Genomic DNA, 21,955 nt, shown 5'->3' with positions numbered 1-21,955 from the left:
GCGCCGCCGCCCGCCCGCGCCGCCGCCCGCCCGCGCCGCCGCCCGCCCGCCCGCCTCAGGCGTCCAACTGCTCCACCACGCACTCGGCCGGCGGCTTGTCGTCGCGCCAGCGCAGGACCTTGGCGCCGTGCCGGATCCGGCCGGCGGAGACCTGGTCGAAGCTGACCTCGATCACCAGCTCGGGGCGCAGGCCGACCCACTCCAGCTCCTTGTCGCTGCGCCAGCGGCTGGGGTCGGCGCTGCCGGTCGCGCCCGAGGCGTAGGGCGCCAGCGTGTCGACCAGCGAACGCTTCTCGGCGGCCTTGAAGCCCGAGGTGTGGCCGACGACCCGCAGCTCGCCCTCGGGGGTGTAGAGGCCGAGGATCAGCGAGCCGACGGTGCCCTCCTCCTTGCCCGGCCGCCAGCCGACGACGACCGCGTCGATCGTTCGCTGCCGCTTGACCTTGACCATCCCCTTGCGGGCGCCGGGCAGGTACGGGGCGTCGAGCTCCTTGGCGACCACGCCCTCGGTGTCGCGCAGCCACGGCTCGGCCTCGGCCGGGGTCGCGACCGACGGCGTCAGGTGGACGATCGAGCCGCCGAAGTCGATCCCGCTGCCGCCGCCGAGATGCGCCTCGAGCGCGGCGCGGCGCTCGCCGTAGGGCGTCTCCAGCAGCGCCTCGTCGTCGCGTGCGAGCAGGTCGAAGGCGATGTAGCGGGCGGGGATCTCGCCCGACAGCCGCTCGATCCGCGAGGCGGCGGGGTGGATCCGCTGCGAGAGCGCGTTGAAGTCCTGCGGATCCTGGCCGCGGTCGCCGCCCAGCCCCGTCCCGCCGCCCTGCTCGATCGAGACCGCGTCGATCACGATCTCGCCGTCGAGCACGTAGCGGCCGGCCGGGAAGGTCAGCTCCGGGAAGTAGCGCTCCAGCTCCTTGCCCCCGCGCGAGAGCAGCGTGACCGCGTCGCCGTCGACGAACGCGATCGCGCGGAAGCCGTCCCACTTCGGCTCGTAGGCCCAGTTCTCGCCCTCCGGCAGCGCGTCGCGGCTGCGGGCGAGCTGGGGGGCGAGGGGCGGGGACAGCGGCAGGCTCACGGTGGCCCGAGCGTAGCGACGGTCGCGGCCGCGACGCCACCGGACGCGACCGGCTGGCCGCCGGACGGGGCCCGCCGCCACCCGCGGCGCCGTCGATCCGCTCCCGGCGCCCTCGGCAGCGGCTCAGCGGCGCGCCGGCCGGACCGTCGTCGCGGTCGCCGGGCGCTGGTCGTACCCGGCCTTGTCGCGGGCGACGATGCTCAGGCGGTAGCTGCGCCGGCCGAGCCGCGGCGTCCGCAGCGACCAGTGGCTACCGCCGACGAAGGTCCCCTTCAGCGTCGTCTCGTGGGCGGTCGCGCAGGTCGTGACCCGGCCCTTGCGACGGCAGCGCGACCGGGTGCTCCAGCGCAGCGTGCCGCGGACCCGGCGGATCCCGGCCGACGGCAGCGGATCGCTGACGACCAGGTCGAGCACGCAGCGGCTGCGGTTGCAGGAGCGGCCGGCGATCCGGCTGGTCGGCCGCGCGCGGTCCGTCGTCGTCGGCGCCGGCGGGATCGGCGGCGGGGGGCTCGGGACGGTCGGCGTCGTCGGCGTCGTCGGGGTGGTCACGACCGGCGGCGGCGCGGGCGGGTCGGGCAGGCCGGCCGCGCCGCGCAGGAACGCCCCGACGGACGTCTCGGAGACGCGGGTGTAGATCCCCGGCAGGTTGGCCTGGGCGCAGCCGATCCCGAAGCTGACGATCCCGGCCAGGACCGGGGTGCCGGCGGCCGACGCGGTCAGCGGTCCGCCGCTGTCGCCCGAGCAGGAGTCCTTGCCGCCGGCCGGCTCGCCCGCGCAGAGCATCCGGTCGGTCAGCTGGATGCCGAACAGGCTCGCCAGGAAGTAGCTGTTGCGGCAGGGCGTGAACGGCTGCACGTGGACGTCGACGGCGTGCAGGTCGGCCGGGTAGCTGGGGTTGCCGCCGGTCGCGGGCTCGGCGTTGACGTCGCCCCAACCGCTCACCCGCACGGCTGCGCCGTCGGCGGTCGCGGTCCCGGCCTCGCTCGGGTAGATCGGCCGGATCGGCGCGATTGCGGTCGTCCCGTTCGGGGTCGGCGTCCCGGCGTAGAGCGGCTCGGCCAGCGTCAGCACGGCGGCGTCGCCGTCCTCGGTGCTCGAGGAGTAGCCGGGGTTGACGGTGATGCTGCTGACGGCGACGTCCTTGACGCCGATCCCGTAGGCCGGCTCGGTCGCCTTGCGCAGATGGGCCGTGCCGGCGAGCACCCGCACCTGGCTCGGGGGCTGCGGTGCGCCGGTGGTCGGGTTGAAGGCGCAGTGCCCGGCCGTCACGACCTTGGTCGGCGCGACGATCGTGCCGCCGCAGAACTGGCCGGCGAACGGCGACGGCTGACCGCCGGGCTCGAGGGTCGTCGGGTTCCAGAGCGCGACCTGGAACGGCGTGGTGGCGATCGTGATCTGGCTGCCGCCGACGATCCGCAGGTCGGCGCGGCGCTCGGCCGCCGCCGGCGCGGCCGCGGCGAGTAGCGCGACGGCGAGCGTCAGTGGCAGCGCGGCCCGTCGCCGTGCCGGTGGTCGTGTTCGCATCTGATCGCCCTCGGTTCCGTCCTGCGCCTGCCGTGCCAGCTTGGCACGGCAGGCGGGGCCCTGTCGAAGAACCGGGCGAACGGCGAGCGGCGGCTCAGACCGCGACCGGCTCCGTTGCCGGGACGGCGGCGGGCGCGTCGACGGGCGGCGCCGTGCGCAGCGGCTCGACGTCGTAGTCAGTGAGGGCGAAGCGGGCGGTCCGGCGGCGGTAGAGGAACGTGAAGTCCGGCCAGAGGGTGCTGTTGCGGCCGCGCGCGTCCAGGTACCAGGACTGGCATCCGCCGTCGTTCCAGACCGTGCCCTCGAGTCGCTGCTGGAGCTCCTCGTTCTCGGCGCGCTGGACGGCGGCCTTCGGCGCCAGCGCGCCGATCGCGCCGTCGCGGGCCTGGCGCAGCGCGTCGCGGACGTAGGCCATCTGCGACTCGATCATGTAGATGATCGAGTTGTGGCCGAGGCCGGTGTTCGGCCCGACCATCATGAAGAGGTTCGGGAAGCCGCTGATCGTCGTCCCGCGATAGGCCTCGACCCCGTCGACCCAGCGGTCGGCGAGCCGCTCGCCGCCGCGGCCGCGGACGATCTCGGCGATCGGCTGGTCGGTGACCCGGAAGCCGGTGCCGTAGATGATCGTGTCGACCTGGTGCTCGACCCCGTCGGCGTCGACGATCGAGTGGGCGCGGACCTCGCGGATGCCGCTGGTGATCACGTCGGCGTTGGGCGCGGCGAGCGCCGGCAGGTAGTCGTTGGAGAGCAGGACGCGCTTGCAGCCGAGGTCGTAGTCGGGGGTGACCTTGGCCCGCAGGACCGGGTCCTGGACCTGGGCCTCGATGTGGCGCAGCGCCAGCTTGCGTGCGAGCGGCCGCAGCTGCGGGACGTGGTTGAACATCAGCAGCCGGCTCTCCAGCGCGGCGTAGATGCCGAGCCGCTTGAGCTTCCGGAGCCCGGGCACGGTCCGCAGCAGGAAGCGCTCGCGGGAGCCGATCGGGCGGTCCGGGCGCGGCATGATCCACGGCGGCGTGCGCTGGAACAGCGTCAGGCGCTGCACCTGCGGCTGGATCCTCGGGACGAACTGGATCGCCGACGCGCCGGTGCCGATCACTGCGACGCGCTCGCCGGTCAGGTCGTGGTCGTGGTCCCAGCGGGCGGAGTGGAAGGCGGCGCCCTCGAAGCGCTCGAGGCCCGGCAGCTCGGGGTACCGCGGCTCGCAGAGCGGTCCGGTGCCCGAGATCAGGAAGCGGGCGCGGAGCGTGCCGCGCTCGGTCTCGATCCGCCAGCGCTGCTCGTCCTCGTCCCAGTCGGCGGCGGTCACGCCGGCGCCGGTCCGGACGTAGGGCGCGATCCCGAAGCGGGCGACGACGTCCTGCTGGTAGGCCCAGATCTCCGGCTGGCTGGCGAAGCTGCGCGACCAGTTCGGGTTCGGCGCGAACGAGTAGGAGTACATGTGCGACGGCACGTCGCAGGCGCAGCCCGGGTAGGTGTTGTCGCGCCAGGTGCCGCCGATGTCGTCGGCCCGCTCCAGGACCACGAAGTCGCGCTCGCCGTCCTCGAGCAGGCCGATCGCGATCCCGAGGCCCGAGAAGCCGCTGCCGATCACGGCGACGCGAACCTCGGACGGGATCGGGTCGCGGTAGGCGGCGGCGGGTGGACGGGTGGTCGTGCTGGTCATCGCTGGCTCCTCCTCGTGCTTACTGACGGGTAGGCTACTTGCCGGTAGGTGGATTGTCCAGCGGCCGTTCGGACTCCCGCCGCCGGGCGCGCATGTGCGAGCCTTGGGGCATGCCGCGACCGATGGGCCCTGACGAGCGCCGTGCCTTCCTGGCGGCGGGAACCCGCACCGGCATCCTGGCCACCGTCCGCGCCGACGGCCGGCCGCACGCCGTGCCGATCTGGTTCGTGGTCGACGGCGACGACCTGGTCTTCAACACCGGCGCCGAGACCGTCAAGGGGCGCAACCTGCGCCGTGACGGGCGGGCCGTGATCACCGTCGACGACGACGCGCCGCCCTTCTCCTACGTCGCGGTCGAGGGGCGGGTCGAGATCAGCGAGGAGCTCGACGAGGTGCGCCGCTGGGCGACCGCGATCGGCGGCCGCTACATGGGCGCCGAGCGGGCCGAGGAGTTCGGGACCCGCAACGGGGTCCCGGGGGAGCTGGTGGTCCGGCTGCGGCCGGAGAGGATCCTCGCCGAGGCCGGCGTGGCCGACTGAGCGGTCACGCCGGCCCGGCGGCGCTCGGCCGGCCCCGAGGGGCCCGCCGACGCTGCTGCTCCACGGGAGAGGGCGGGAGCAGCAGCGTGGGCCGAGTTTCGTGTGCGCCGTGCGTCGTCGGGAGTGGTCGACGGAAACGGCGGCTGGGGGTGGGACCGGGTGGGACCTCCGATCGGTGGACGGGACGGCGATCCCGGGGCCACGCAGCCCCGGAGACGCCTGTGCACATAGGTGTCTACCAGATCTGCGGTCTCTGGGACGAGAATGTTCTCTGACCCGCGCTCGCGGGCCTGCCGTCGTCGTCGCGTCGAGCGTCGGCCATCGACGTCCGTCCCGCTCCGGCCGGCCGAGATTGGCCGATCCGACAGTGGAAGTCGTCCGCCCGTGGCGCATATCCTCAGCCATGCACCAGTTCGACGCGATCGCCGGGGGATGGGACGCGGTCTGCAGCGAGTCCGGCTCGCACGGGGTGCTGCGGCTGACCGCCTTCCGACGCGTGGAGCGGCTGCCCGGCGCGACCGCCCCGCCCGCGCACGTGGTCACCTACCGCTGCCATGACGGGTGCGGCGGCGAGCACCGGCTGCTGATGTCCAGCGAGGAGCTCGACTGGCTGCCGATCGCCACCGGCTTCGCCCCGCACTTCGACCTGATGACCGGCCGGATGGCCCACGACCCCGACGCCGGCCTGGACCTCTGGTGGCGGGCGATGCGGCGCGGTCGCTGGCCGGTGACGCTGGCCTGCGAGCATCACCCGACCCCGGTGCCGGCCTGGCCCAGCTGCCTGCGCGCGCTGGAGCCCGACGCCGAGCCGGACGGTCGCTGGTTCCTCGTCCACTTCACCTGCCCGTTGTGCGAGCGGCCGGGCAGCCAGGTGATGCGTCCGCAGGCGCTGGAGCTGCTGCCGCGAGCGGCCTAGCCGGGCGGCGAGGCGGGCGGCCGCTCAGCGCCGCCGCGGCACCCCGGTCGCGCGGGCGAAGAGGGCGTCGCGCAGGGGCGTCGGCGTCAGTTCGCCGAGCACCGCCTGGGCGTGGGCGTCGCGGCCGACGACGTAGCGGGCGCGGGGGCGGCGGGCCGTCAGCGCCCGCTCGATCGCGGCGGCGGCGCCGTCGACCGGCTTGGCCATCCGCTGCATCAGCGGGATCGTCTTGCGGAAGCCGGCGATGTGGGCGGCGTAGAGCTCGCGGTGGGCGGCCGAGAGGGCGGCCTCGGCGGCGTCGTTGGTCTCGTCCGCGAGGCGCCAGAGATCGGTGTCGGTCATCGCCGGCTCGACGAGCGAGACGCGGATCCCCCACGGGCGCAGCTCGACCCGCCAGGCGTCCGCCAGGCCCTCGAGGGCGAACTTCGACGCGTTGTAGGCGCCGGTCATCGGCGTCGAGAGCCGGCCGCTGACCGAGGAGACGAAGACGATCCGCCCGCGGGCCGCCCGGATCCGCGGCAGCACCGCGCGGGTGACGGCGGCGGCGCCGACGACGTTGACCTCGAACTGCGCCCGCAGGTCGGCGGAGGAGACCGCCTCGAGCGGGCCGGGCACCACGATCCCGGCGTTGTTGACCACCGCGTCGAGCGTCGGCGGCAGCAGGTCGTCGAGCGCCGCGATCTGGGCGTCGTCGGCGACGTCGAGCAGGATCGGCGTCAGCCGGCCGGTGGGGGCGTCGGCGAGGAGCGCCTCGCCGTCCTCGGCACGTCGAACGCCCGCGAGGACGTCCCAGCCGGCTGCGGCCAGGCGCAGGGCGGTGGTGCGGCCGATCCCGCGGCTGGCTCCGGTGACGAGGACGGTCGGCATGGGGCGCGACGCTACCGCACGCCCGCGAGCCCGTCGCGGCTCAGCGCAGCAGCTCGTAGGCGGCGGTCAGCAGCACCAGCTCGCGCTGGGGCAGCTCGCCCGACAGCGTGACCTCGAAGCCCGGCGCGGTCCGGCGGTGCGGCCGCAGCGAGGCGTGGACGTGGGCCGAGCTGATCGAGCCGGTGGCGGCGGAGCGGACGTTGCGCTGCCAGCGCATCGGCTCCCGCGGGTGGCCGGCGAGCAGGATCTCGCCGTGGTCGAGGTGCAGCTCGAGGTCGTCCTCGTCGCTCCAGGCCTCGAGTCGCGAGCGGCAGCTGCCGGGCCGCAGGCTCCACGTGCGGTCGCCGACGCGAGCCTCGGCGCGGCCGGGAGCGCCCGTCCAGATCAGGGTCCCGGTCAGCGTGCCGCAGGCCTCGCGCAGCTCGTAGCGGGGGCGGAAGCGTGACGTGCGGACGAGATCCAGCTGCTCCAGCGGTCGCATCATGGCCGTAGTCCATCACCGCCCGGACGCCCGGGCGTGGGCCAGGGCGGCACGATCGCGGGCGCCGGATTCGACCGCTGGCCAACGGCTCCCCGTACGCCGTCCGCGATCGCTCAGCGTCCGAGCGCGTCGAGTTCGTCGAGCAGGCCGACGGCGAAGCTCCCGGGTCCGCGGGCGCCGCTGACGGCGCGCTCGGCCGCCGCGGCCAGCAGCGCCGAGGCCGAGGCCGCGGCGCGCAGCGGGTCGGGGACCACGGCGCAGGCGGCGGCGACGAGCGCGCCGAGCGCGCAGCCCGCCCCGGTCACCCGCGTCAGCAGCTCGTCGCCGCCGGGGACGGTGATCAGCCGCTCGCCGTCGGTGACGTGGTCGACCGCCCCGCTGACGGCGACGGCCGCGCCCGATCGCCGGGCCAGGTCGCGGGCGGCGTCGATCGCGGCCTCGGGACCGTCGGTGGCGTCGACGCCGCGGCCGCCGGCGCCCAGCCCGGCGAGGGCCAGGATCTCCGACGGGTTGCCGCGGATCGCGGTCGGGCGCTGCTCGAGCAGCTCGTGGGCGAGGGCCGTCCGGAACGGCAGCGGGCCGACCGCGACCGGGTCGAGCACCCACGGGACGTCGTGCTCGCGAGCGGCGGCCACGGCGATTCGCGCCGCCTCGGCCTGCTCGGCGGTGACCGTGCCGAGATTCACCAGCAGCGCGCCGGCGGCGGGGACCAGGTCCGCGACCTCCTCCGGCGCGTGGACCATCGCCGGGGCGGCGCCGATCGCCAGCAGGACGTTGGCCGTGAAGGCCGAGACCACGACGTTGGTGACGCAGTGGACCAGCGGCGCCGCGGCCCGCAGCGCGGCTAGGTCGGCGGCGATCTCGGGATCGGGCCAGGAGCGGTCGGAGGCACGCGCCATCGCGTCACGCTAGCGCGGCGGTGTCCGCCGACCGGTGGCGGAGGGCGCGTCGTCGTCCGGCGCCGTCGCTGGTACTGTGCGGTACCAGTTCGACCGAGAGGCTCCGATGGACTTCGCCCCGACTCCCCGCGCCCAGGACCTGCTGACGCGCATCGACCGCTTCATCCGCGACCAGATCGAGCCGGTCGAGGAGGCCTACCTGCGCCAGGTCACCGCGCAGCGCGAGGGCGAGTTCGCCGTCCCGCCGGTGCTCGAGCAGCTGAAGGCGAAGGCCCGCGACGCCGGGCTCTGGAACCTGTTCCTGCCGCAGGCGGTCGAGGTCCCCGGCGGGCCGACGTCGCCGGGCCTGCCGAACGCCGACTACGCGATCCTCGCCGAGCGGATGGGCCGCTCCGCGATCGCCTCCGAGGTCTTCAACTGCAGCGCGCCGGACACCGGCAACATGGAGGTGCTGCTGCACTTCGGCAGCCCCGCCCAGCAGGAGCGCTGGCTGCACCCGCTGCTGCGGGGCGAGATCCGCTCGGCGTTCTGCATGACCGAGCCGGACGTCGCCTCCTCCGACGCCACCAACATGCGGGCGACCGCGATCGTCGACGGCGACGAGATCGTCCTCAACGGGCGCAAGTGGTGGAGCACGGGGATCGGCCACCCCGACTGCGACGTCCTGATCTTCATGGGCCTGACCGACCCGACCGCCCACCGCTACGCCCAGCACTCGATGGTCTGCGTCCCGCGCGACGCGCCGGGCGTGACCGTCGAGCGGATGCTGCCGACGATGGGCTTCCTCGACGGGCCCCACGGCCACGGCGAGGTCTCCTTCGACGACGTGCGACTGCCGCTCGACGCCGTGATCGGGACGCCGGGCGGCGCCTTCGGGATCGCCCAGGCGCGGCTCGGCCCGGGCCGCGTCCACCACTGCATGCGGCTGATCGGGCTCGCCGAGCTGGCGCTCGAGCATGCCTGCCGGCGAGCGATGTCGCGGACCGCGTTCGGCAAGCCGCTGGCCAACCTCGGCGGCAACCGCGAGCGGATCGCCGACGCGCGGATGGCGATCGACCAGGCCCGGCTGCTGGTGCTGCAGGCCGCCTGGCTGCTCGACACGCAGGGCCTGCAGGGAGCGCTTGGCGCCGTCTCCCAGATCAAGGTCGTGGTGCCGAACATGGCCCAGGGCGTGATCGACATGGCGATCCAGCTGCACGGCGGCGGTGGCCTGTCCGACGACTTCCCGCTCGCCGGGGCGTGGACGATGGCGCGGTCGCTGCGGCTCGCCGACGGGCCCGACGAGGTCCACCGCGGGGTCGTCGCCCGGCTCGAGCTGGCGCCGTACAAGCCGGCCGACGCGGGCGGCGCCGCATGAGCCGCCGGGTGCTGATCACCGGCGCCGGCTCCGGGCTCGGCCTGGCGCTCGCGCATCGCTTCGCCGCCGCCGGCGACCGGGTGCTCCTGACCGACGTCGACGGCGACGCGCTGGTCGCGGCCGTCGCGGCGGTCGCCGGCGCCGAGGCCGCGGTCGGCGACGGCGCTCCGACGGCGAGCGCCCACGGCCTGACGCTCGACGTCCGCTCCGACGAGCGCTGGGCGGCAGTCCGCGGCTGGTGCGAGGAGCACTGGGGCGGGCTCGACGTGCTCGTCAGCAACGCCGGGGTCGCCGCCGGCGGGCGCTTCTCCCGCCAGCCGATCGAGGACTGGGACTGGGTCCTGGAGATCGACCTGATGGGGGTCGTGCGCGGCTGCCGGACCTTCGTGCCGCTGATGGAGGCCCAGGGGTCGGGGCAGCTCGTCAACGTCGCCTCGCTGGCGGGGCTGATCAACCCGCCCGCCAACGCGGCCTACAACGTCGCCAAGGCCGGCGTGGTGTCGCTCTCGGAGACCCTGCGGCTGGAGCTCGAGCCAGCCGGGATCGGCGTCACCGTCGTCTGCCCGAGCTTCTTCCGGACCGGCCTGACGGCGACCTTCCGCTCACCGGACGCCGCGGTCAGCGGCCTGATGGACAAGCTCGTCGGGCAGTCGTCGACCCCGGCCGACGCGATCGCCGCGCAGGTCGTCGACGCGGTCGCCAAGCGCCGCTTCCTGCTGCTGACCGACCGCGACGGGCGCTCCTCCTACCTGGTCAAGCGGTTCCTGCCGCCGCTGTTCCTGTCCCAGGCGCGCAAGCGGACCCGGCGGCTGCTGGAGCGGATCGCGGCGGCCGAGGCCGACGGCGCGTCGGCGGTCGCGGCGAGCGATCGGGGCGAGGCATGAGCGGCGGGCGGCCGGCGTCCGCCGCGAGCGGCCCGATCGACGCCGCGCGCGAGGTCCGGGCCGAGGACGCCTTCGACCCGGCGCCCCTGCACGACTGGCTGGCGGAGCGGGTCGACGGGCTCGGCGACGCCCCGCCCGAGGTCCGCCAGTTCAGCGGTGGCGCGTCGAACCTGACCTACCTGCTGCGCTACCCCGCGCGTGAGCTGATCGTGCGCCGGCCGCCCGCCGGCGAGCACCGCGGGGCCGCCCACGACGTGCTGCGCGAGGCCCGGATCCAGCGGCGGCTGAAGCCGGTCTACCGCCACGTCCCCGAGGTCGTGGCGATCGGCGAGGACGAGGCCGCGCAGGCGGCGCTCGGCGGGCGGCCGTTCTACGTGATGGAGCGCCTGGAGGGCACGATCGTCCGCGGTCGGCTGCCGTCCGGGATGGCGCTGTCGGCGGCCGACGCGCGCCGGCTCGGCGAGGCCGCGATCGACACCCTGGTCGAGCTGCACGCGGTCGACGTCGAGCGGGCCGGGCTCGGCGACCTCGGGCGCGGCGCCGGCTACGTCGAGCGGCAGGTCACGGGCTGGGCCGAGCGCTACCGGGCCGCCCGCACCCCGCGGTCGCCGCGGTTCGAGCGGGTGATCTCGTGGCTGCGGGAGCACCAGCCCGACGACGTCGCGATCCGCGTGATCCACAACGACTTCCGGCTCGACAACCTGGTCCTCGATCCGGCCGACCCCGGGCACGTGATCGGGGTCCTGGACTGGGAGATGGCCACGCTCGGCGATCCGCTGATGGACCTCGGCAGCGCGCTGGCGTACTGGGTCCAGGCCGACGACGGCCGCGGGATGCGGCTGCTCAAGCGCCAGCCCACCGACCTGCCCGGGATGCTGACCCGCGACGAGGTCGTGGCCCACTACTGCCGGCGCGCGGGGATCGAACGGCCGGACTGGACGTTCTACGAGGTCTTCGGGCTCTTCCGGCTGGCGGCGATCCTCCAGCAGATCTACCACCGCTACCACGCCGGCCAGACCACCAACGAGGCGTTCAAGCGCTTCTGGCTCGCCGTCCGCTACCTCGACCTGCGCTGCCGGCGGATCATCCGGCAGGCCGGCTGAGCCGTCGGGCTGCCGACGATGCCCGCGATCCACCTCGTCCGCCACGGCCAGGCCAGCTTCGGCCTCGGCGACTACGACCGGCTGTCCGACCACGGCCGCGTCCAGGCCCGCGCGGTCGGTGGCGAGCTGCGGCGACGCGGGGTGGCGATCGGCTCGCTCGTCCACGGCGAGCTGCGGCGCCAGCGCGAGACCGCGGAGGAGCTGCTGGCCGGCTACGCCGGCGCCGCCGGCCCCGCCCGCGGCCCCGACCCGGTGCCGACCGTCGACCACCGCTGGGACGAGTTCGACCACGAGGAGCTGCTGCAGCGACTCGAGGGCCGCGCCCGCCGCCGGGCCGCGCTCGTCGTCGAGGTGGCCCGCAACCGGCGCCCGGCCGAGGCGTTCCAGGCGACGCTCGAGGCGGCGCTGCGCCAGTGGACCGACGCCGAGCACGACGGCTACGGCGAGTCGTTCCTGGCCTTCGCCGCGCGCTCGCGAGCGGCGCTCGACGCCGTCGTGGAGGCGCCCCCGGCCGAGGGCGCCGCGGTCGTCGTCTCCTCCGCCGGGACGATCAGCGCGGTCTGCGCCGGGATCCTCGGCCTGCCCGCCGAGGGCTGGCTGGCCCTCAACCGCGTGATCGTCAACACCGGGATCACGACGGTCGTCAGCGGACGCCGCGGGCTGTCGCTGGTGAGCTTCAACGAGCACGGGCATCTGCAGGGGCCGGGGCGGCCGGGCCGCACCACGCGCTGACGGGTGCGGCCCGGAACGCCTCGCCGATCGCTCAGCGCGGGCGCAGCAGCACGCTGACGGACCGGCTGCCCGCGATCGTCGTCGAGCGGCGACCGCTCAGGCGGACCCGCAGATGCAGCGTGCCGCCGCGCCGCAGGGCCCGGCGCATCGCGGTCGTCGCGGTGATCCGGGCCGTGGCCGTGCGGCCGGCGCGGATCGTCAGCGTGCGGCTGCCGACCGCCCGTCCGCCGCGACGGACCTCGACCCGCACCCGGCACGACCCGGCGCCGGTCGAGCAGCGCAGGCGCAGCGCGTAGCGGCCCTTGCGGTCGGGGCGCACCGAGGTCGTCGTCAGGCGCACGCGCGGCGTCGGCCTTGGCGCGGTCGGCGCCGGTCCGCCGTTGCTCGGCGCGTCCGGCTGGGGCGCGACGGTCACGGGCGGGATCGGCTTCGGGTTCTCGATCGGCGGCGGCGTCGCCGACGGGTCGTAGGCGAGCGCCGGAGTCGTCGACGGGGCGACGTGCCCGTGGACGCGCTGCTCGAACGCGTAGCCGTAGCCGAGCACCTTGGCGTCGTCCCAGGCACGACCGACGAACTGGAGCGAGATCGGATCGCCGTGCGGGTTGGTCCCGGCCGGCACGACGATCGTCGGCACCCCGAAGTTCGACGTCGGCACGCCGGTCCCGCGGTCGGAGCTCAGCGCCGTGGCGCCGTCGTTGTCGTAGACGTCGCTCTTGAACCCGGGGTACACGACCACGTCGACGTCGTGGTCGTCCATCCACTGCGCCAGGCGGACCTTGGACTCCTTGCGGGAGGCCAGCAGCGCGGCGATCTGCTCGTCGGTCAGGCGATCGGCCGGCGCGACCGTCTGGCGGTTGTACGGCAGGTTCCTCGGCGAGGAGAGGATCTCGGACGCGGTGTGGAACGGCGCGACGTCGGCGTTGCGCTCGAAGTAGCGGCGCCAGCCCTCCTCGCGGCGGCCGGCCGACGGCACCGCGATCGACGGCGACACCGTGCTCGGCGGATCGGGCATCTCGACCATCGTCGCCCCGAGCGCCTCCAGGTCGGCGAACCGGCCGCGGACCGCCTCGACCGTGCCGTCGTCGCCGTAGCTGGCCGCGTAGGCCGCCGGCAGGTACCCGATCCGCTTGCCCTGGAGGGCGTTGGGATCGAGGAACGCCTTCCAGTCGGCGGGCCGCTTGGCGTCGGCGTCGCCGTCGACGGTGACGAAGTCCTCCGGGTCGGTGCCGGTCGTGACGTTGAGGATCCGGGCGACGTCGGCCACCGACCGCGCCATCGGACCGAGGAAGTCCTGCATCCACGTCAGCGGCGAGGCTCCGGCGAGGCTCGAGATCCCGTCGGTGCCCCGCATCGTCACCAGGCTGGCGCCGGTCGACGGCGCGTAGAGCGAGACCCCGGTCTGGCTGCCCATGCCGAACGCGGCCATGCTGGTGGCCGTCGCGACCGCCGAGCCGCCGGACGAGCCGAGCGAGGTCTTCGAGGGCTTGTAGGCGTTCCAGACCTGGCCCCAGCCGGACTCGCTCTGGCTGCCCGAGTTGGCGAACTCCGACAGGTTCGCCTTGCCGATCAGCACCGCGCCGGCGGCGCGCAGGCGCGCGACCTGGAAGGCGTCGCGCTTGGGCTGGTAGCCGGCCAGCGCCAGGGTGCCGGTGGTCGTCGGCATGTCCTTGGTGTCGTAGAGGTCCTTCACGGCCACCGGGATCCCGAGCAGGTCGCCCTTCTCGCCCGCAGCCCGCCGGGCGTCGGCCTGCTTGGCCTGGGCCATCGCGTCCTCGGCGACGTGGATGAAGGCGTGGAAGCCGAACGGCCCGCGGTCGTAGGCCGCGATCCGGTCGAGGTACGCGCGCGTGATCTGCTGGGCGGTGGTCCTGCCGGCCTCCATGTCGGCCTGCAGGTCACCGATCGTCTTGTCGACGACATCGTAGGGCGAGGTCGTGACCGGGGCCGCGGCGGGGCGTTGCGCCGGCGCCTCGGGCGCCGGGATCCCGGAGCAGTCGGGCGCGCCGGGCAGCGCCGCGAGGTCGATGTTGCGGATCGTGCAGACCGTGCCGCTGCCGAGGCCGCCGAGGTCGGGGGCGGTGGTCAGCGCGACGGCGGTGCCGCGGACCGCGGCGATCTGCTGGCCGCTGGTGGCCGCGGTCTCCGCGCGACCGGCGGCGACGAAGTGGACGAGCGAGGCCGTCTCGCCCGGCGCCAGGGTCAGCCGGTGCCGGTAGCCGATGAAGTTCGCCTCGGTCCCGGTGTCGGGCAGCGGGACGTCGAAGACGCTGCGCTGCTGGACGCCGGTGCCGAGCAGGTGGCCCGCGAACGGCGTCGGCGTGCCGAAGACGACCGCGGAGGGGCCGCGGTCGCTGTCGCCGGCGCTGGCGTGCTTCGGCGTCGGGGGCGGGGTCGCGACCACGGCCCACGCGTCGTCGGCCCCGATCGTCGTGTCGCCGCTGGTGGTGTCGACGACGGCGCTCTGGTTGGCGAGCGTGCGGCTGCCGCTCGTGCTCGTGGCGTTCCAGCCGGTGGTGCCGCCGAACGACACGTCGACGTCGACCGGCGCGTCCCCGGTGTTGGTGAAGCTGTCGAGCCAGCGCGCCCAGTTGCCGGGCTTGGAGAGCTTGATCTCGCGCGACATCTCGACGCCGCCGAGGGTGATGGCGCTGGTGGTCCGGAAGCCGTCGACGCCGTCGAACCGCAGGCCCCAGCCGCGCATCATCTCGCCGTTCATCCGGATGTCGGGATCGTCGGCGGCCATGCCGGCGACCCGGACCCGGAGGTTGCCGAAGCCGTAGAGGGCGTTGTCGGTGATCGAGCGGATCGACCCGGTGTCGAGACCCGGTGCGGCGGCGTCGTGGATGCCCCACGAGGCGCCGTTGGCGGAGGTCACGTAGTTGACCGCCGAGGCGGGCGTCGCCGCGGCGAACGTGATCAGCAGCGAGGCGAGGGCGGCGGCGCCGGCGGGGGCGACGGTCGACCGGCGTGAGCGGTCGTGGCGGGGTGATGGCACGAGGGTCCTTCGGGGCGGAGGGGTGGCCGGCGGCGCGACGCCGCGGCAGCGCGACGACCGTGGTCCGGGTCGCCGGCCGAGCGAGTATCGCCCCGGTCGCATGGGATCCGATCATCCATTTGGCGCATCCGAACTCGTTGGTCTTGGACACTATGCCGCCGGCGCTGCGCGGTGCCCCCGACTGGCGCGGCGACGAGGGCCGCCGGTCGGCGGACGGCACGGGGCGCCGGCTACCCTGGGTGCGTGCCCCGCCCCCTGCCGACCTGGCTGATCGCCGCCCTCTCGCTGCTCGTCGGGTTCGCCGTCGCCGACCTGACCGGCGTCCGCCCGCTCGGCGGCCTGGTGCTGTTCGGTGCCGCGCTCTGGTGCGGGCTGGCCTGGATGCGGCAGCGCGGCCTGCCGGTCGCGCTCGGCCTGGTCGCGGTCTACCTGGTGGCCTTCGCCGGATCGCACCCGCTCGGCAAGGCGATCGGCTCGTGGCCGGCCGTGCTCGTCGTCAGCGCCCTGGTCGGCGCGATCGCCTGGTGGACGATCGAGGGCGGCCGGCGTCGGGTCGGGACGGCGTAGCCGGCGGCTGCCGGCGACGTTCCGGACGCCCGGCGACCGGAACGTCCCAGCCGCCCGCGCTTGACTTCGAGCGCGCTCCAACTTCTACCCTGGAGCCATGGCCACCACCGCCACCGCCCTCCGCGGGATCTCCGACGTCGCGGAGGAGACGGGCCTCACCGCCCATACCCTGCGCTACTACGAGCGGGCCGGGCTGATGCTCGAGCCCGTCGGCCGGGCGTCCTCCAGCCACCGCCGCTACAGCGACGGCGACGTCCGCTGGGTCGTGCTGCTGACGAAGCTGCGCGGGACCGGGATGCCGATCCGCCAGATCAAGCAGTACGCGGACCTGGTCCGCGCCGGCGCCGGCAACGAGGAGCGGCGGCTGGCGCTGCTGGAGGAGCACCGCGCCCGGGTGCTCGGCCAGCTGCGCGAGGTCGAGCGGAACCTGCAGGCCATCGACCACAAGATCGCCGTCTACCGCGAGTGCGCGCTCGAGCGTCCCGCGGCCGCCGGCTCCGACCAGAGGAACGCCGCCTGATGTCCGTCACCACCGTCCCGTCCGTCCCGCTCGGCACCCAGGGCCTCGCCGTCTCGCGCCTGGGCCTCGGCTGCATGGGCATGTCCGAGTTCTACGGCGAGAGCGACCAGGCGGAGTCGGTCGCCACCATCCACCGTGCCCTCGAGCTGGGGGTGAGCTTCCTCGACACCGCCGACATGTACGGCTACGGCGCCAACGAGGAGCTGGTCGGCCGGGCGATCGCCGACCGCCGGGACCAGGTCGTCCTGGCCACGAAGTTCGGCAACGTCCGCAACCCCGACGATCCGCGCGACCGCCGTATCGACGGCTCGCCCGACTACGTCCGGCAGGCCTGCGACGCGTCGCTGCGGCGGCTGGGCGTCGATCACGTCGACCTCTACTACCAGCACCGCGTCGACCCGCGGACGCCGATCGAGGAGACCGTCGGCGCGATGGCCGAGCTGGTCCAGGCGGGCAAGGTCCGCTACCTGGGCCTGTCCGAGGCGTCGGCCGAGACGATCCGCCGCGCCCACGCCGTCCACCCGATCAGCGCGCTCCAGACCGAGTACTCGATCTGGACCCGCGACCTCGAGGACGAGATCCTGCCGACCCTCCGCGAGCTGGGGATCGGCCTGGTCCCGTACAGCCCGCTCGGCCGCGGCTTCCTGACCGGCGGGATCCGCTCGCTCGACGATCTCGACGAGGACGACTTCCGGCGCAACAACCCGCGCTTCCAGGGCGAGAACCTGCGGGCCAACATCGCGATCGTCGAGCGGATCGACGCGCTCGCCGCGGAGAAGGGCGCGACCGCCGCCCAGGTCGCGCTGGCCTGGGTCCTGGCTCAGGGCGACGACGTGGTCCCGATCCCCGGCACCAAGCGCCGCAGCTACCTCGAGCAGAACGTCGGCGCGCTCGCGGTCGACCTGAGCGAGGACGAGCTGGCGACGCTCTCCGGGGTCGCGGCGCAGGGCGAGCGCTACCCCGACATGTCGAGCATCGATCGCTGAGCGCTCGGGGCGAGGCGGTCACGTCGCGGTCGGTCGGCGACCGGAACGTCGCAGCATCCGCGATTCTTTGTGACGTTGCTCACGAAGTGGTGTATCAGGCAGCACAATAGTCCTGCGTCGTGACCAACAAGGAGGGTCTCGATGGACGGTCTGTCCAATGCGCACCACTTCCGCCGCCTCGTGGCGGCCTGGTGCATGATCACGGCACCGCTCGCGGTGCTCGTGGCGATGATCGCCGAGTCGGCGATCGGTACGACCGAGCGGGCGTACGTCATCGGCAAGGTGGGCGACCCGGACACGGGCAGCTTCTCGCAGATGGCGCTCGCCGTCGGTCTGGTGCTGATGGTCCCGGCGGTGCTGGGCCTGATGCACATGCTCCGCGAGCGCGAGGTCGCGTTCGGGCACCTCGGCGGCGCCGTGGCGATGCTCGGACTGCTCGTGCTGCCGTGGGCGTTCATGGCCGGCATCGCCGTGCTGGCGTTCGGGCTCTACCGGGCCCGGGCGGCGCGGTCGACGGTCCTGCTGGCGCTCGTGATCGGTGCGGCGGCGCTCGCCGCGGCCGCGATCACGACCACGGAGTGGCTCGCGTTCGCCGGCATGGCGGCGTTGTTCGTCGGCTTCGGCGCGATCGGCTGGATGGTGCTCTTCGAGTCCGACGAGGAGTGGGAGCACACGCCCGAGGTCTCGGGCTTCCGGACGCTGCCCGGGCTCCACTGATCCGGCTCGCCCGTCGCCGCGCGGCCGTGGGTCGTGCGGCGACGAGCCGCGGCGCTAGCCTGGGCCGGTGCCGCCCACCCCAGCGCTCCGCACGCCCCGCACGCTGCTGCGCCTCTGGCGCGACGAGGACGAGGCACCGATGCGGGCGATCAACGGCGACCCTCAGGTCACGCGCTTCCTCAACCGGCCGGTCGACCCGGCGACGGTCGCGGGCTTCCACGCCGCCGTTCAGGAGCACTGGCGCCTGCACGGCTTCGGGGCCTGGGCGGTCGAGTCCCGCGAACCGGGCCTCGAGGGCACGTTCCTGGGCTTCGTCGGCGTGGCCTACCCGGCGTTCCTGCCCGAGATCGCCAGTCGGGCGGAGCTGGGGTGGCGGATCGCGCACGCGCACTGGGGTCGGGGGCTGGCGACCGAGGCCGCGCTCGCCGCCCGAGCCGACGCCTTCGGCCGCTGCGACCGCGACGAGCTGATCTCGATCATCCACCCGGAGAACCGCGGGTCGCAACGGGTCGCCGAGAAGCTCGGGATGACGATCGAGCGCCAGATCCACAATCCGGTCATCGACCGCACGGTCGACGTCTGGCAGCAGCCGCGGCCGACCGGCTCGGGCTGACCGGCGAGCGGGCACCGTAGGCTCCGCGACGTGGCCGCCACCGACGACCTGCCGCTGATCCCGTTCGCGACGCCCGCCGACTGGGACGCCTGGCTGGACGAGCACGGTGAGCGTGCCGAGGGCGTCTGGATCAAGGTCGCCAAGAAGGACTCCGGGGTGCCGTCGGTGGCCTGGGCCGAGGCGGTCGAGGTGGCGCTCGCCCACGGCTGGATCGACGGCCAGGCGCGCTCGATCGACGAGCGCTGGTACCGCCAGCGCTTCACGCCGCGCCGCAAGCGCAGCCGCTGGTCGAAGATCAACCGCGCGACCGCCGAGCGGCTGATCGAGGAGGGGACGATGCGGCCCGCCGGGCTGCGCGCGGTCGAGGCGGCGCGGGCCGACGGGCGCTGGGACGCCGCCTACGACTCGCCGGCGACGGCGACGGTGCCGGACGACCTGCAGGCGGCGCTGGACGCGGCGCCCGGGGCCGCGAGCTTCTTCGCCGGGCTCGACGGCCGCAACCGCTACTCGATCCTGCACCGGATCGCCGAGGCCAAGCGGCCCGAGACCCGCGCGCGCCGGATCGAGAAGTTCGTCGCGATGTGCGCGGCGGGCGAGACGGTCCACCCGCCGGCCAAGCGCGGCGGCTGACCGGCCCCTCCGCGGTCGCGTGGGAGCTGCCGGCCGATCGGGCCGCCCGGCCTGCGACGATCGCCGACGTGGCTCCGGAGACCCTGACCCCGCGTGCGCTGAACCGCGCGACGCTCGCCCGCCAGCTGCTGCTCGAGCGCGAGCCGCTGCCCGTGGGAACGGCGGTCGAGCGGCTCGCGGGGATGCAGGCCCAGGACCCGCGGCCGCCGTTCGTCGGGCTCTGGACGCGGATCCCGGACTTCGACGCCGACGCGCTGCGCCAGGCCCTGGCGACGGCGCAGGTGGTCCGCGCGACGTCCCTGCGCGGCACGCTGCACCTGCTCAGCGCCCGCGACTACCTGGCCTGGCGGTCGCCGTTGCAACCGGTCCTGAGCGCCGGGATGAGCGTGCTCGGCGACCGCGCCGAGGGGTTGGAGCTGGAACCGGTCCTGGCCGCCGCCCGCGAGCTGCTGGCCGACCATCCGCGGACCTTCAACGAGATCCGCGGGCTGCTGCAGGAGCGCTTCCCCGACGTCAACGAGCGGGCGCTCGGCTTCGCGACCCGGATGTGCGTGCCGCTGGTGATGGTCCCGACCGAGGATCGCTGGTCGTTCCCGCGCGACAGCCGCTTCGCGCTCGCCGGCGAGCGGCTGGGGGCCGAGCCCGATCCGGCCGACGACCCGCGCGAGCTGGTTCGCCGCTACCTCGCGGCGTTCGGGCCGGCGTCGGTGGCGGACGCCCAGAGCTGGTCGTTCCTGAAGCCGTTGAAGCCGGTCATCGAGCAGCTGCGCGACGAGCTGGTGGTCTTCAAGGTCGGGCGCCGCGAGCTGTTCGACCTGCCCGACGCGCCGCGACCGGGCGAGGACGTCCCCGCTCCACCGCGGTTCCTGCCCGAGTTCGACAACCTGCTGCTCTCGCACGCCGACCGCACGCGCGTGATCGCCGACGAGCACCGCGGCCAGGTCTTCACCAAGAACCTGCGGGTGCGGGCGACGTTCCTGCTCGACGGGGTCGTCGCGGGGACCTGGACCGTCGAGCGCAAGCGCAAGCTGGCGACGCTGCGGCTGGTGCCGTTCGCGAAGCTGACCAAGGCCTCGCTGACCGCGCTGCGACGCGAGGGCGAGCCGCTCGCCCGCTTCGTCGAGCCCGAGGCCGAGGACGTCGAGGTCGTCGCCGAGGCTCCGGCGTGAGGGCCGCCAGACGGGCGGCGGCGGTCGCGGCGATGCTGGCCGCGGGCGCGCTGAGCGGTTGCGGCGGCGGTGGCGGTGGGTTGGCGACGACCGCGACCCCCGGCGGCGCGACGAGCCCGGAGACGACCGGCCGGACCGGCGGCGCGGGCCCGGCGACGGACGATGGCGCGCTGGCCGAGGGGGCCGGCCGGACCGGCACCACGACCGCCGCCGAGGTCGCCGTCCCGCCGCCCCCGGCCTCGTGGACGGCGACCTGCCCGACGCCGACCCCGTCGCCCGTCTACGGCTGCCGCGCCGTCCGCGGACGGGTGGTCGCGATCCAGTCCCGCGACCCCGACGGCGACGGCGACCTGCACGTGATCGTCCGCGAGCAGCTCGACGAGGGTGGCGTGACGCTGCCGGGGATCAGCGTCCTCGACGTCCGCGCCAGCCTGCGGCCGAAGCGCGACCCGCGGGACGGCGAGCTGGTCACGGGCGCCGGCCCGGTCTTCCGCGGGAGCTACCGGCAGAAGCAGGTCCAGGTCGACGTCTTCCGGGTCTGGCGACCGTGACCGACGAGGTCCTGAGCCGGCGACGGCTGAACCGGGCGCTGCTGGCGCGGCAGCTGCTGCTCGAGCGCTCGACCGACGGCCCGCTGGCGGCGATCGAGCAGCTCGTCGGGCTGCAGGGCCAGGCGCCGGCGCCGCCGTTCGTGGGCCTCTGGAGCCGCGTCGCGGACTTCCGCCACCAGGACCTGATCGACCTGCTGGCGCAGCGGCGGGTGATCCGCGCGACGATGATGCGCGGCACGATCCACCACGTCTCGCGGGCGGATTTCGTCCGCTTCCGCCTGACGCTGCAGCCGGTCCTGGACCGCGTCCTGCAGACGCCCGGCCCGCGCCGGGCGGCGCTCGACCTCGACGGCCTGCTGCCGCTGGCGCGCACGCTGCTGACCGCCGAGCCGCGGACGGTGACGGACCTCCGCGAGCCGCTCCACGCCGCCTACCCCGAGGTGCCGGGCAACGACCTGGCGATGATCGCGCGGATGCTGCTGCCGCTGGCGATGCTGCCGGAGCCGGGGCAGCGGTTCGGCTTCCCCGGCAACGCCCCGCGGCTGGTCCTCGCCGAGCAGCTGCTCGGCGAGCCTCTGGATCGCGAGCCGGCGCCCGGCGCGCTGCTGCGGCGCTACCTGGCGGCGTTCGGCCCGGCGACCGCCGCCGACGCCGCCAAGTGGTCGGGGCTCGGCGGGACCCGGCCGCTGCTGGAGGCCATGGGGGACCTGGTCCGGTTTCGCGACGAGCAGGGTCGCGTGCTGTTCGACCTGCCCGGAGCCCCGCGGCCGCCCGAGGAGGTCCCGGCGCCGGTCCGCTTCCTGCCGCGCTTCGACAACCTGGTCCTGTCGCACGCCGACCCGAGCCGCGTGATCGCCGCCGAGCACCGGCGCGGGCTGGTGACCAAGAACGGGATCGTCGCCGCGACCTTCACCTGGGACGGCGTCGTCGCGGGCACCTGGGACGTCGAGCGACGCCGCGACGCCGCGGTCCTGCTCGTGCGTCCCCTGCGGCGGCTGCCGCAGCGGGCGCTGGCGTCGGTCCGCGCCGAGGGCCGGCGGCTGCTGCGGTTCGCGGAGCCCGACGCGGGCAGCGTTGCGGTCGAGGTGGCCGGGCGGTAGCCGGGCCGCCGAGGTCCCACGATCGCCCCCGCCATCCGGTGCCGATCGTGGGACTTCGCGGCTGGCTTGC

At 74.9% G+C, this 21,955-nt stretch carries 22 protein-coding genes; 15 read left to right on the top strand and 7 right to left on the bottom strand.

The window, feature by feature from the left end:
* Positions 1 to 55: 55 nt before the first annotated feature.
* The 3 genes from PAI11_RS21945 to PAI11_RS21935 form a co-directional block, all read right to left on the bottom strand.
* On the bottom strand, positions 56 to 1,072 hold the full coding sequence (locus PAI11_RS21945; protein ID WP_007578831.1) for an ATP-dependent DNA ligase: 1,017 nt from the start codon (positions 1,070 to 1,072) through the stop codon (positions 56 to 58).
* Between the two features lie 123 nt (positions 1,073 to 1,195).
* Positions 1,196 to 2,596, bottom strand: coding sequence for a serine protease (locus PAI11_RS27935; RefSeq protein ID WP_007578830.1), 1,401 nt, complete (start codon positions 2,594 to 2,596; stop codon positions 1,196 to 1,198).
* A gap of 94 nt (positions 2,597 to 2,690) precedes the next feature.
* On the bottom strand, positions 2,691 to 4,259 hold the full coding sequence (locus PAI11_RS21935; RefSeq protein ID WP_007578828.1) for a flavin-containing monooxygenase: 1,569 nt from the start codon (positions 4,257 to 4,259) through the stop codon (positions 2,691 to 2,693).
* A gap of 110 nt (positions 4,260 to 4,369) precedes the next feature.
* On the opposite strand from PAI11_RS21935, the gene PAI11_RS21930 reads away from it, so the two are divergent.
* The gene (locus tag PAI11_RS21930; RefSeq protein ID WP_007578826.1) at positions 4,370 to 4,798 is read left to right on the top strand and encodes a PPOX class F420-dependent oxidoreductase; all 429 of its coding nucleotides are present in this window, start codon (positions 4,370 to 4,372) and stop codon (positions 4,796 to 4,798) included.
* Between the two features lie 403 nt (positions 4,799 to 5,201).
* A complete protein-coding gene (locus PAI11_RS21925; protein ID WP_007578824.1) occupies positions 5,202 to 5,714 on the top strand; it encodes a hypothetical protein in 513 nt (170 codons plus the stop codon).
* A gap of 24 nt (positions 5,715 to 5,738) precedes the next feature.
* Here PAI11_RS21925 and PAI11_RS21920 read toward each other — a convergent pair whose 3' ends face one another.
* The 3 genes from PAI11_RS21920 to thiM all read right to left on the bottom strand — a co-directional run bounded on the left by PAI11_RS21920 (position 5,739) and on the right by thiM (position 7,961).
* On the bottom strand, positions 5,739 to 6,581 hold the full coding sequence (locus PAI11_RS21920) for an SDR family NAD(P)-dependent oxidoreductase (RefSeq protein WP_007578822.1): 843 nt from the start codon (positions 6,579 to 6,581) through the stop codon (positions 5,739 to 5,741).
* A 40-nt stretch (positions 6,582 to 6,621) separates the two neighbouring features.
* Entirely contained in the window at positions 6,622 to 7,065 is a 444-nt protein-coding gene (locus PAI11_RS21915; protein WP_040601354.1) for a hypothetical protein, read from the bottom strand.
* A 110-nt stretch (positions 7,066 to 7,175) separates the two neighbouring features.
* Positions 7,176 to 7,961: a hydroxyethylthiazole kinase gene (gene thiM / locus PAI11_RS21910; protein ID WP_007578818.1), complete on the bottom strand. Its 786-nt coding sequence runs from the start codon at positions 7,959 to 7,961 to the stop codon at positions 7,176 to 7,178.
* Between the two features lie 106 nt (positions 7,962 to 8,067).
* Between thiM and PAI11_RS21905 the strand changes: the two genes are divergently transcribed.
* From PAI11_RS21905 to PAI11_RS21890, 4 genes are read left to right on the top strand one after another with little or no spacing between them, the layout of a single operon-like run.
* Entirely contained in the window at positions 8,068 to 9,318 is a 1,251-nt protein-coding gene (locus PAI11_RS21905; protein WP_007578816.1) for an acyl-CoA dehydrogenase family protein, read from the top strand.
* Positions 9,315 to 10,202 (top strand): SDR family oxidoreductase, encoded by an 888-nt coding sequence (locus PAI11_RS21900; protein WP_040601352.1) that lies wholly within the window; start codon positions 9,315 to 9,317, stop codon positions 10,200 to 10,202. Before PAI11_RS21905 ends, PAI11_RS21900 begins: the two co-directional genes overlap by 4 nt.
* A complete protein-coding gene (locus PAI11_RS21895) occupies positions 10,199 to 11,305 on the top strand; it encodes a phosphotransferase family protein (protein WP_007578812.1) in 1,107 nt (368 codons plus the stop codon). The genes PAI11_RS21900 and PAI11_RS21895 overlap by 4 nt, the downstream gene beginning before the upstream one ends.
* Positions 11,306 to 11,323: 18 nt before the next feature.
* Positions 11,324 to 12,037, top strand: a complete 714-nt coding sequence (locus PAI11_RS21890; RefSeq protein ID WP_007578811.1) for a histidine phosphatase family protein — start codon at positions 11,324 to 11,326, stop codon at positions 12,035 to 12,037.
* A gap of 31 nt (positions 12,038 to 12,068) precedes the next feature.
* Here the strand turns inward: PAI11_RS21890 and PAI11_RS21885 are convergent, their stop codons facing one another.
* The gene (locus PAI11_RS21885; RefSeq protein WP_007578809.1) at positions 12,069 to 15,032 is read right to left on the bottom strand and encodes an amidase; all 2,964 of its coding nucleotides are present in this window, start codon (positions 15,030 to 15,032) and stop codon (positions 12,069 to 12,071) included.
* A gap of 243 nt (positions 15,033 to 15,275) precedes the next feature.
* Between PAI11_RS21885 and PAI11_RS21880 the strand changes: the two genes are divergently transcribed.
* From PAI11_RS21880 to PAI11_RS21835, 9 genes are all read left to right on the top strand, one after another.
* Complete coding sequence (locus PAI11_RS21880; protein ID WP_007578807.1) at positions 15,276 to 15,599, top strand: hypothetical protein; 324 nt, start codon at positions 15,276 to 15,278, stop codon at positions 15,597 to 15,599.
* Between the two features lie 97 nt (positions 15,600 to 15,696).
* The gene (locus PAI11_RS21875) at positions 15,697 to 16,119 is read left to right on the top strand and encodes a MerR family transcriptional regulator (RefSeq protein ID WP_007578805.1); all 423 of its coding nucleotides are present in this window, start codon (positions 15,697 to 15,699) and stop codon (positions 16,117 to 16,119) included.
* Positions 16,119 to 17,105 carry an aldo/keto reductase gene (locus PAI11_RS21870; protein ID WP_007578803.1) on the top strand — a complete coding sequence of 329 codons (987 nt, stop codon included), beginning with the start codon at positions 16,119 to 16,121 and terminating at the stop codon, positions 17,103 to 17,105. Before PAI11_RS21875 ends, PAI11_RS21870 begins: the two co-directional genes overlap by 1 nt.
* A 141-nt stretch (positions 17,106 to 17,246) precedes the next feature.
* Positions 17,247 to 17,822, top strand: a complete 576-nt coding sequence (locus tag PAI11_RS21865) for a hypothetical protein (RefSeq protein ID WP_040601351.1) — start codon at positions 17,247 to 17,249, stop codon at positions 17,820 to 17,822.
* Between the two features lie 67 nt (positions 17,823 to 17,889).
* A complete protein-coding gene (locus PAI11_RS21860; protein ID WP_007578799.1) occupies positions 17,890 to 18,435 on the top strand; it encodes a GNAT family N-acetyltransferase in 546 nt (181 codons plus the stop codon).
* 30 nt (positions 18,436 to 18,465) lie between these two features.
* Positions 18,466 to 19,065: a YdeI/OmpD-associated family protein gene (locus PAI11_RS21855; protein WP_007578797.1), complete on the top strand. Its 600-nt coding sequence runs from the start codon at positions 18,466 to 18,468 to the stop codon at positions 19,063 to 19,065.
* 68 nt (positions 19,066 to 19,133) lie between these two features.
* Positions 19,134 to 20,234 (top strand): winged helix DNA-binding domain-containing protein, encoded by a 1,101-nt coding sequence (locus PAI11_RS21850; protein WP_040601357.1) that lies wholly within the window; start codon positions 19,134 to 19,136, stop codon positions 20,232 to 20,234.
* Positions 20,231 to 20,785, top strand: coding sequence for a hypothetical protein (locus PAI11_RS27620; RefSeq protein WP_007578793.1), 555 nt, complete (start codon positions 20,231 to 20,233; stop codon positions 20,783 to 20,785). The genes PAI11_RS21850 and PAI11_RS27620 overlap by 4 nt, the downstream gene beginning before the upstream one ends.
* Complete coding sequence (locus PAI11_RS21835; RefSeq protein ID WP_007578792.1) at positions 20,782 to 21,885, top strand: winged helix DNA-binding domain-containing protein; 1,104 nt, start codon at positions 20,782 to 20,784, stop codon at positions 21,883 to 21,885. The genes PAI11_RS27620 and PAI11_RS21835 overlap by 4 nt, the downstream gene beginning before the upstream one ends.
* Positions 21,886 to 21,955 lie beyond the last annotated feature (70 nt).

The sequence above is a fragment of the Patulibacter medicamentivorans genome (assembly GCF_000240225.1).
Taxonomy (GTDB): Bacteria; Actinomycetota; Thermoleophilia; order Solirubrobacterales; family Solirubrobacteraceae; genus Patulibacter; species Patulibacter medicamentivorans.
Note: the sequence above shows the minus strand (reverse complement) of the source record. Positions and strands in the feature narration are given on the sequence as shown.

Bases quoted from the DNA above. Each gene is read 5' to 3' on its own strand.
- PAI11_RS27935 (WP_007578830.1), bottom strand. From the start codon at position 2,596: ATGCGAACACGACCACCGGCACGGCGACGGGCCGCGCTGCCACTGACG.
- PAI11_RS21935 (WP_007578828.1), bottom strand. From the start codon at position 4,259: ATGACCAGCACGACCACCCGTCCACCCGCCGCCGCCTACCGCGACCCG.
- PAI11_RS21930 (WP_007578826.1), top strand. From the start codon at position 4,370: ATGCCGCGACCGATGGGCCCTGACGAGCGCCGTGCCTTCCTGGCGGCG.
- PAI11_RS21925 (WP_007578824.1), top strand. From the start codon at position 5,202: ATGCACCAGTTCGACGCGATCGCCGGGGGATGGGACGCGGTCTGCAGC.
- PAI11_RS21920 (WP_007578822.1), bottom strand. From the start codon at position 6,581: ATGCCGACCGTCCTCGTCACCGGAGCCAGCCGCGGGATCGGCCGCACC.
- PAI11_RS21915 (WP_040601354.1), bottom strand. From the start codon at position 7,065: ATGATGCGACCGCTGGAGCAGCTGGATCTCGTCCGCACGTCACGCTTC.
- thiM (WP_007578818.1), bottom strand. From the start codon at position 7,961: ATGGCGCGTGCCTCCGACCGCTCCTGGCCCGATCCCGAGATCGCCGCC.
- PAI11_RS21905 (WP_007578816.1), top strand. From the start codon at position 8,068: ATGGACTTCGCCCCGACTCCCCGCGCCCAGGACCTGCTGACGCGCATC.
- PAI11_RS21900 (WP_040601352.1), top strand. From the start codon at position 9,315: ATGAGCCGCCGGGTGCTGATCACCGGCGCCGGCTCCGGGCTCGGCCTG.
- PAI11_RS21895 (WP_007578812.1), top strand. From the start codon at position 10,199: ATGAGCGGCGGGCGGCCGGCGTCCGCCGCGAGCGGCCCGATCGACGCC.
- PAI11_RS21890 (WP_007578811.1), top strand. From the start codon at position 11,324: ATGCCCGCGATCCACCTCGTCCGCCACGGCCAGGCCAGCTTCGGCCTC.
- PAI11_RS21875 (WP_007578805.1), top strand. From the start codon at position 15,697: ATGGCCACCACCGCCACCGCCCTCCGCGGGATCTCCGACGTCGCGGAG.
- PAI11_RS21870 (WP_007578803.1), top strand. From the start codon at position 16,119: ATGTCCGTCACCACCGTCCCGTCCGTCCCGCTCGGCACCCAGGGCCTC.
- PAI11_RS21865 (WP_040601351.1), top strand. From the start codon at position 17,247: ATGGACGGTCTGTCCAATGCGCACCACTTCCGCCGCCTCGTGGCGGCC.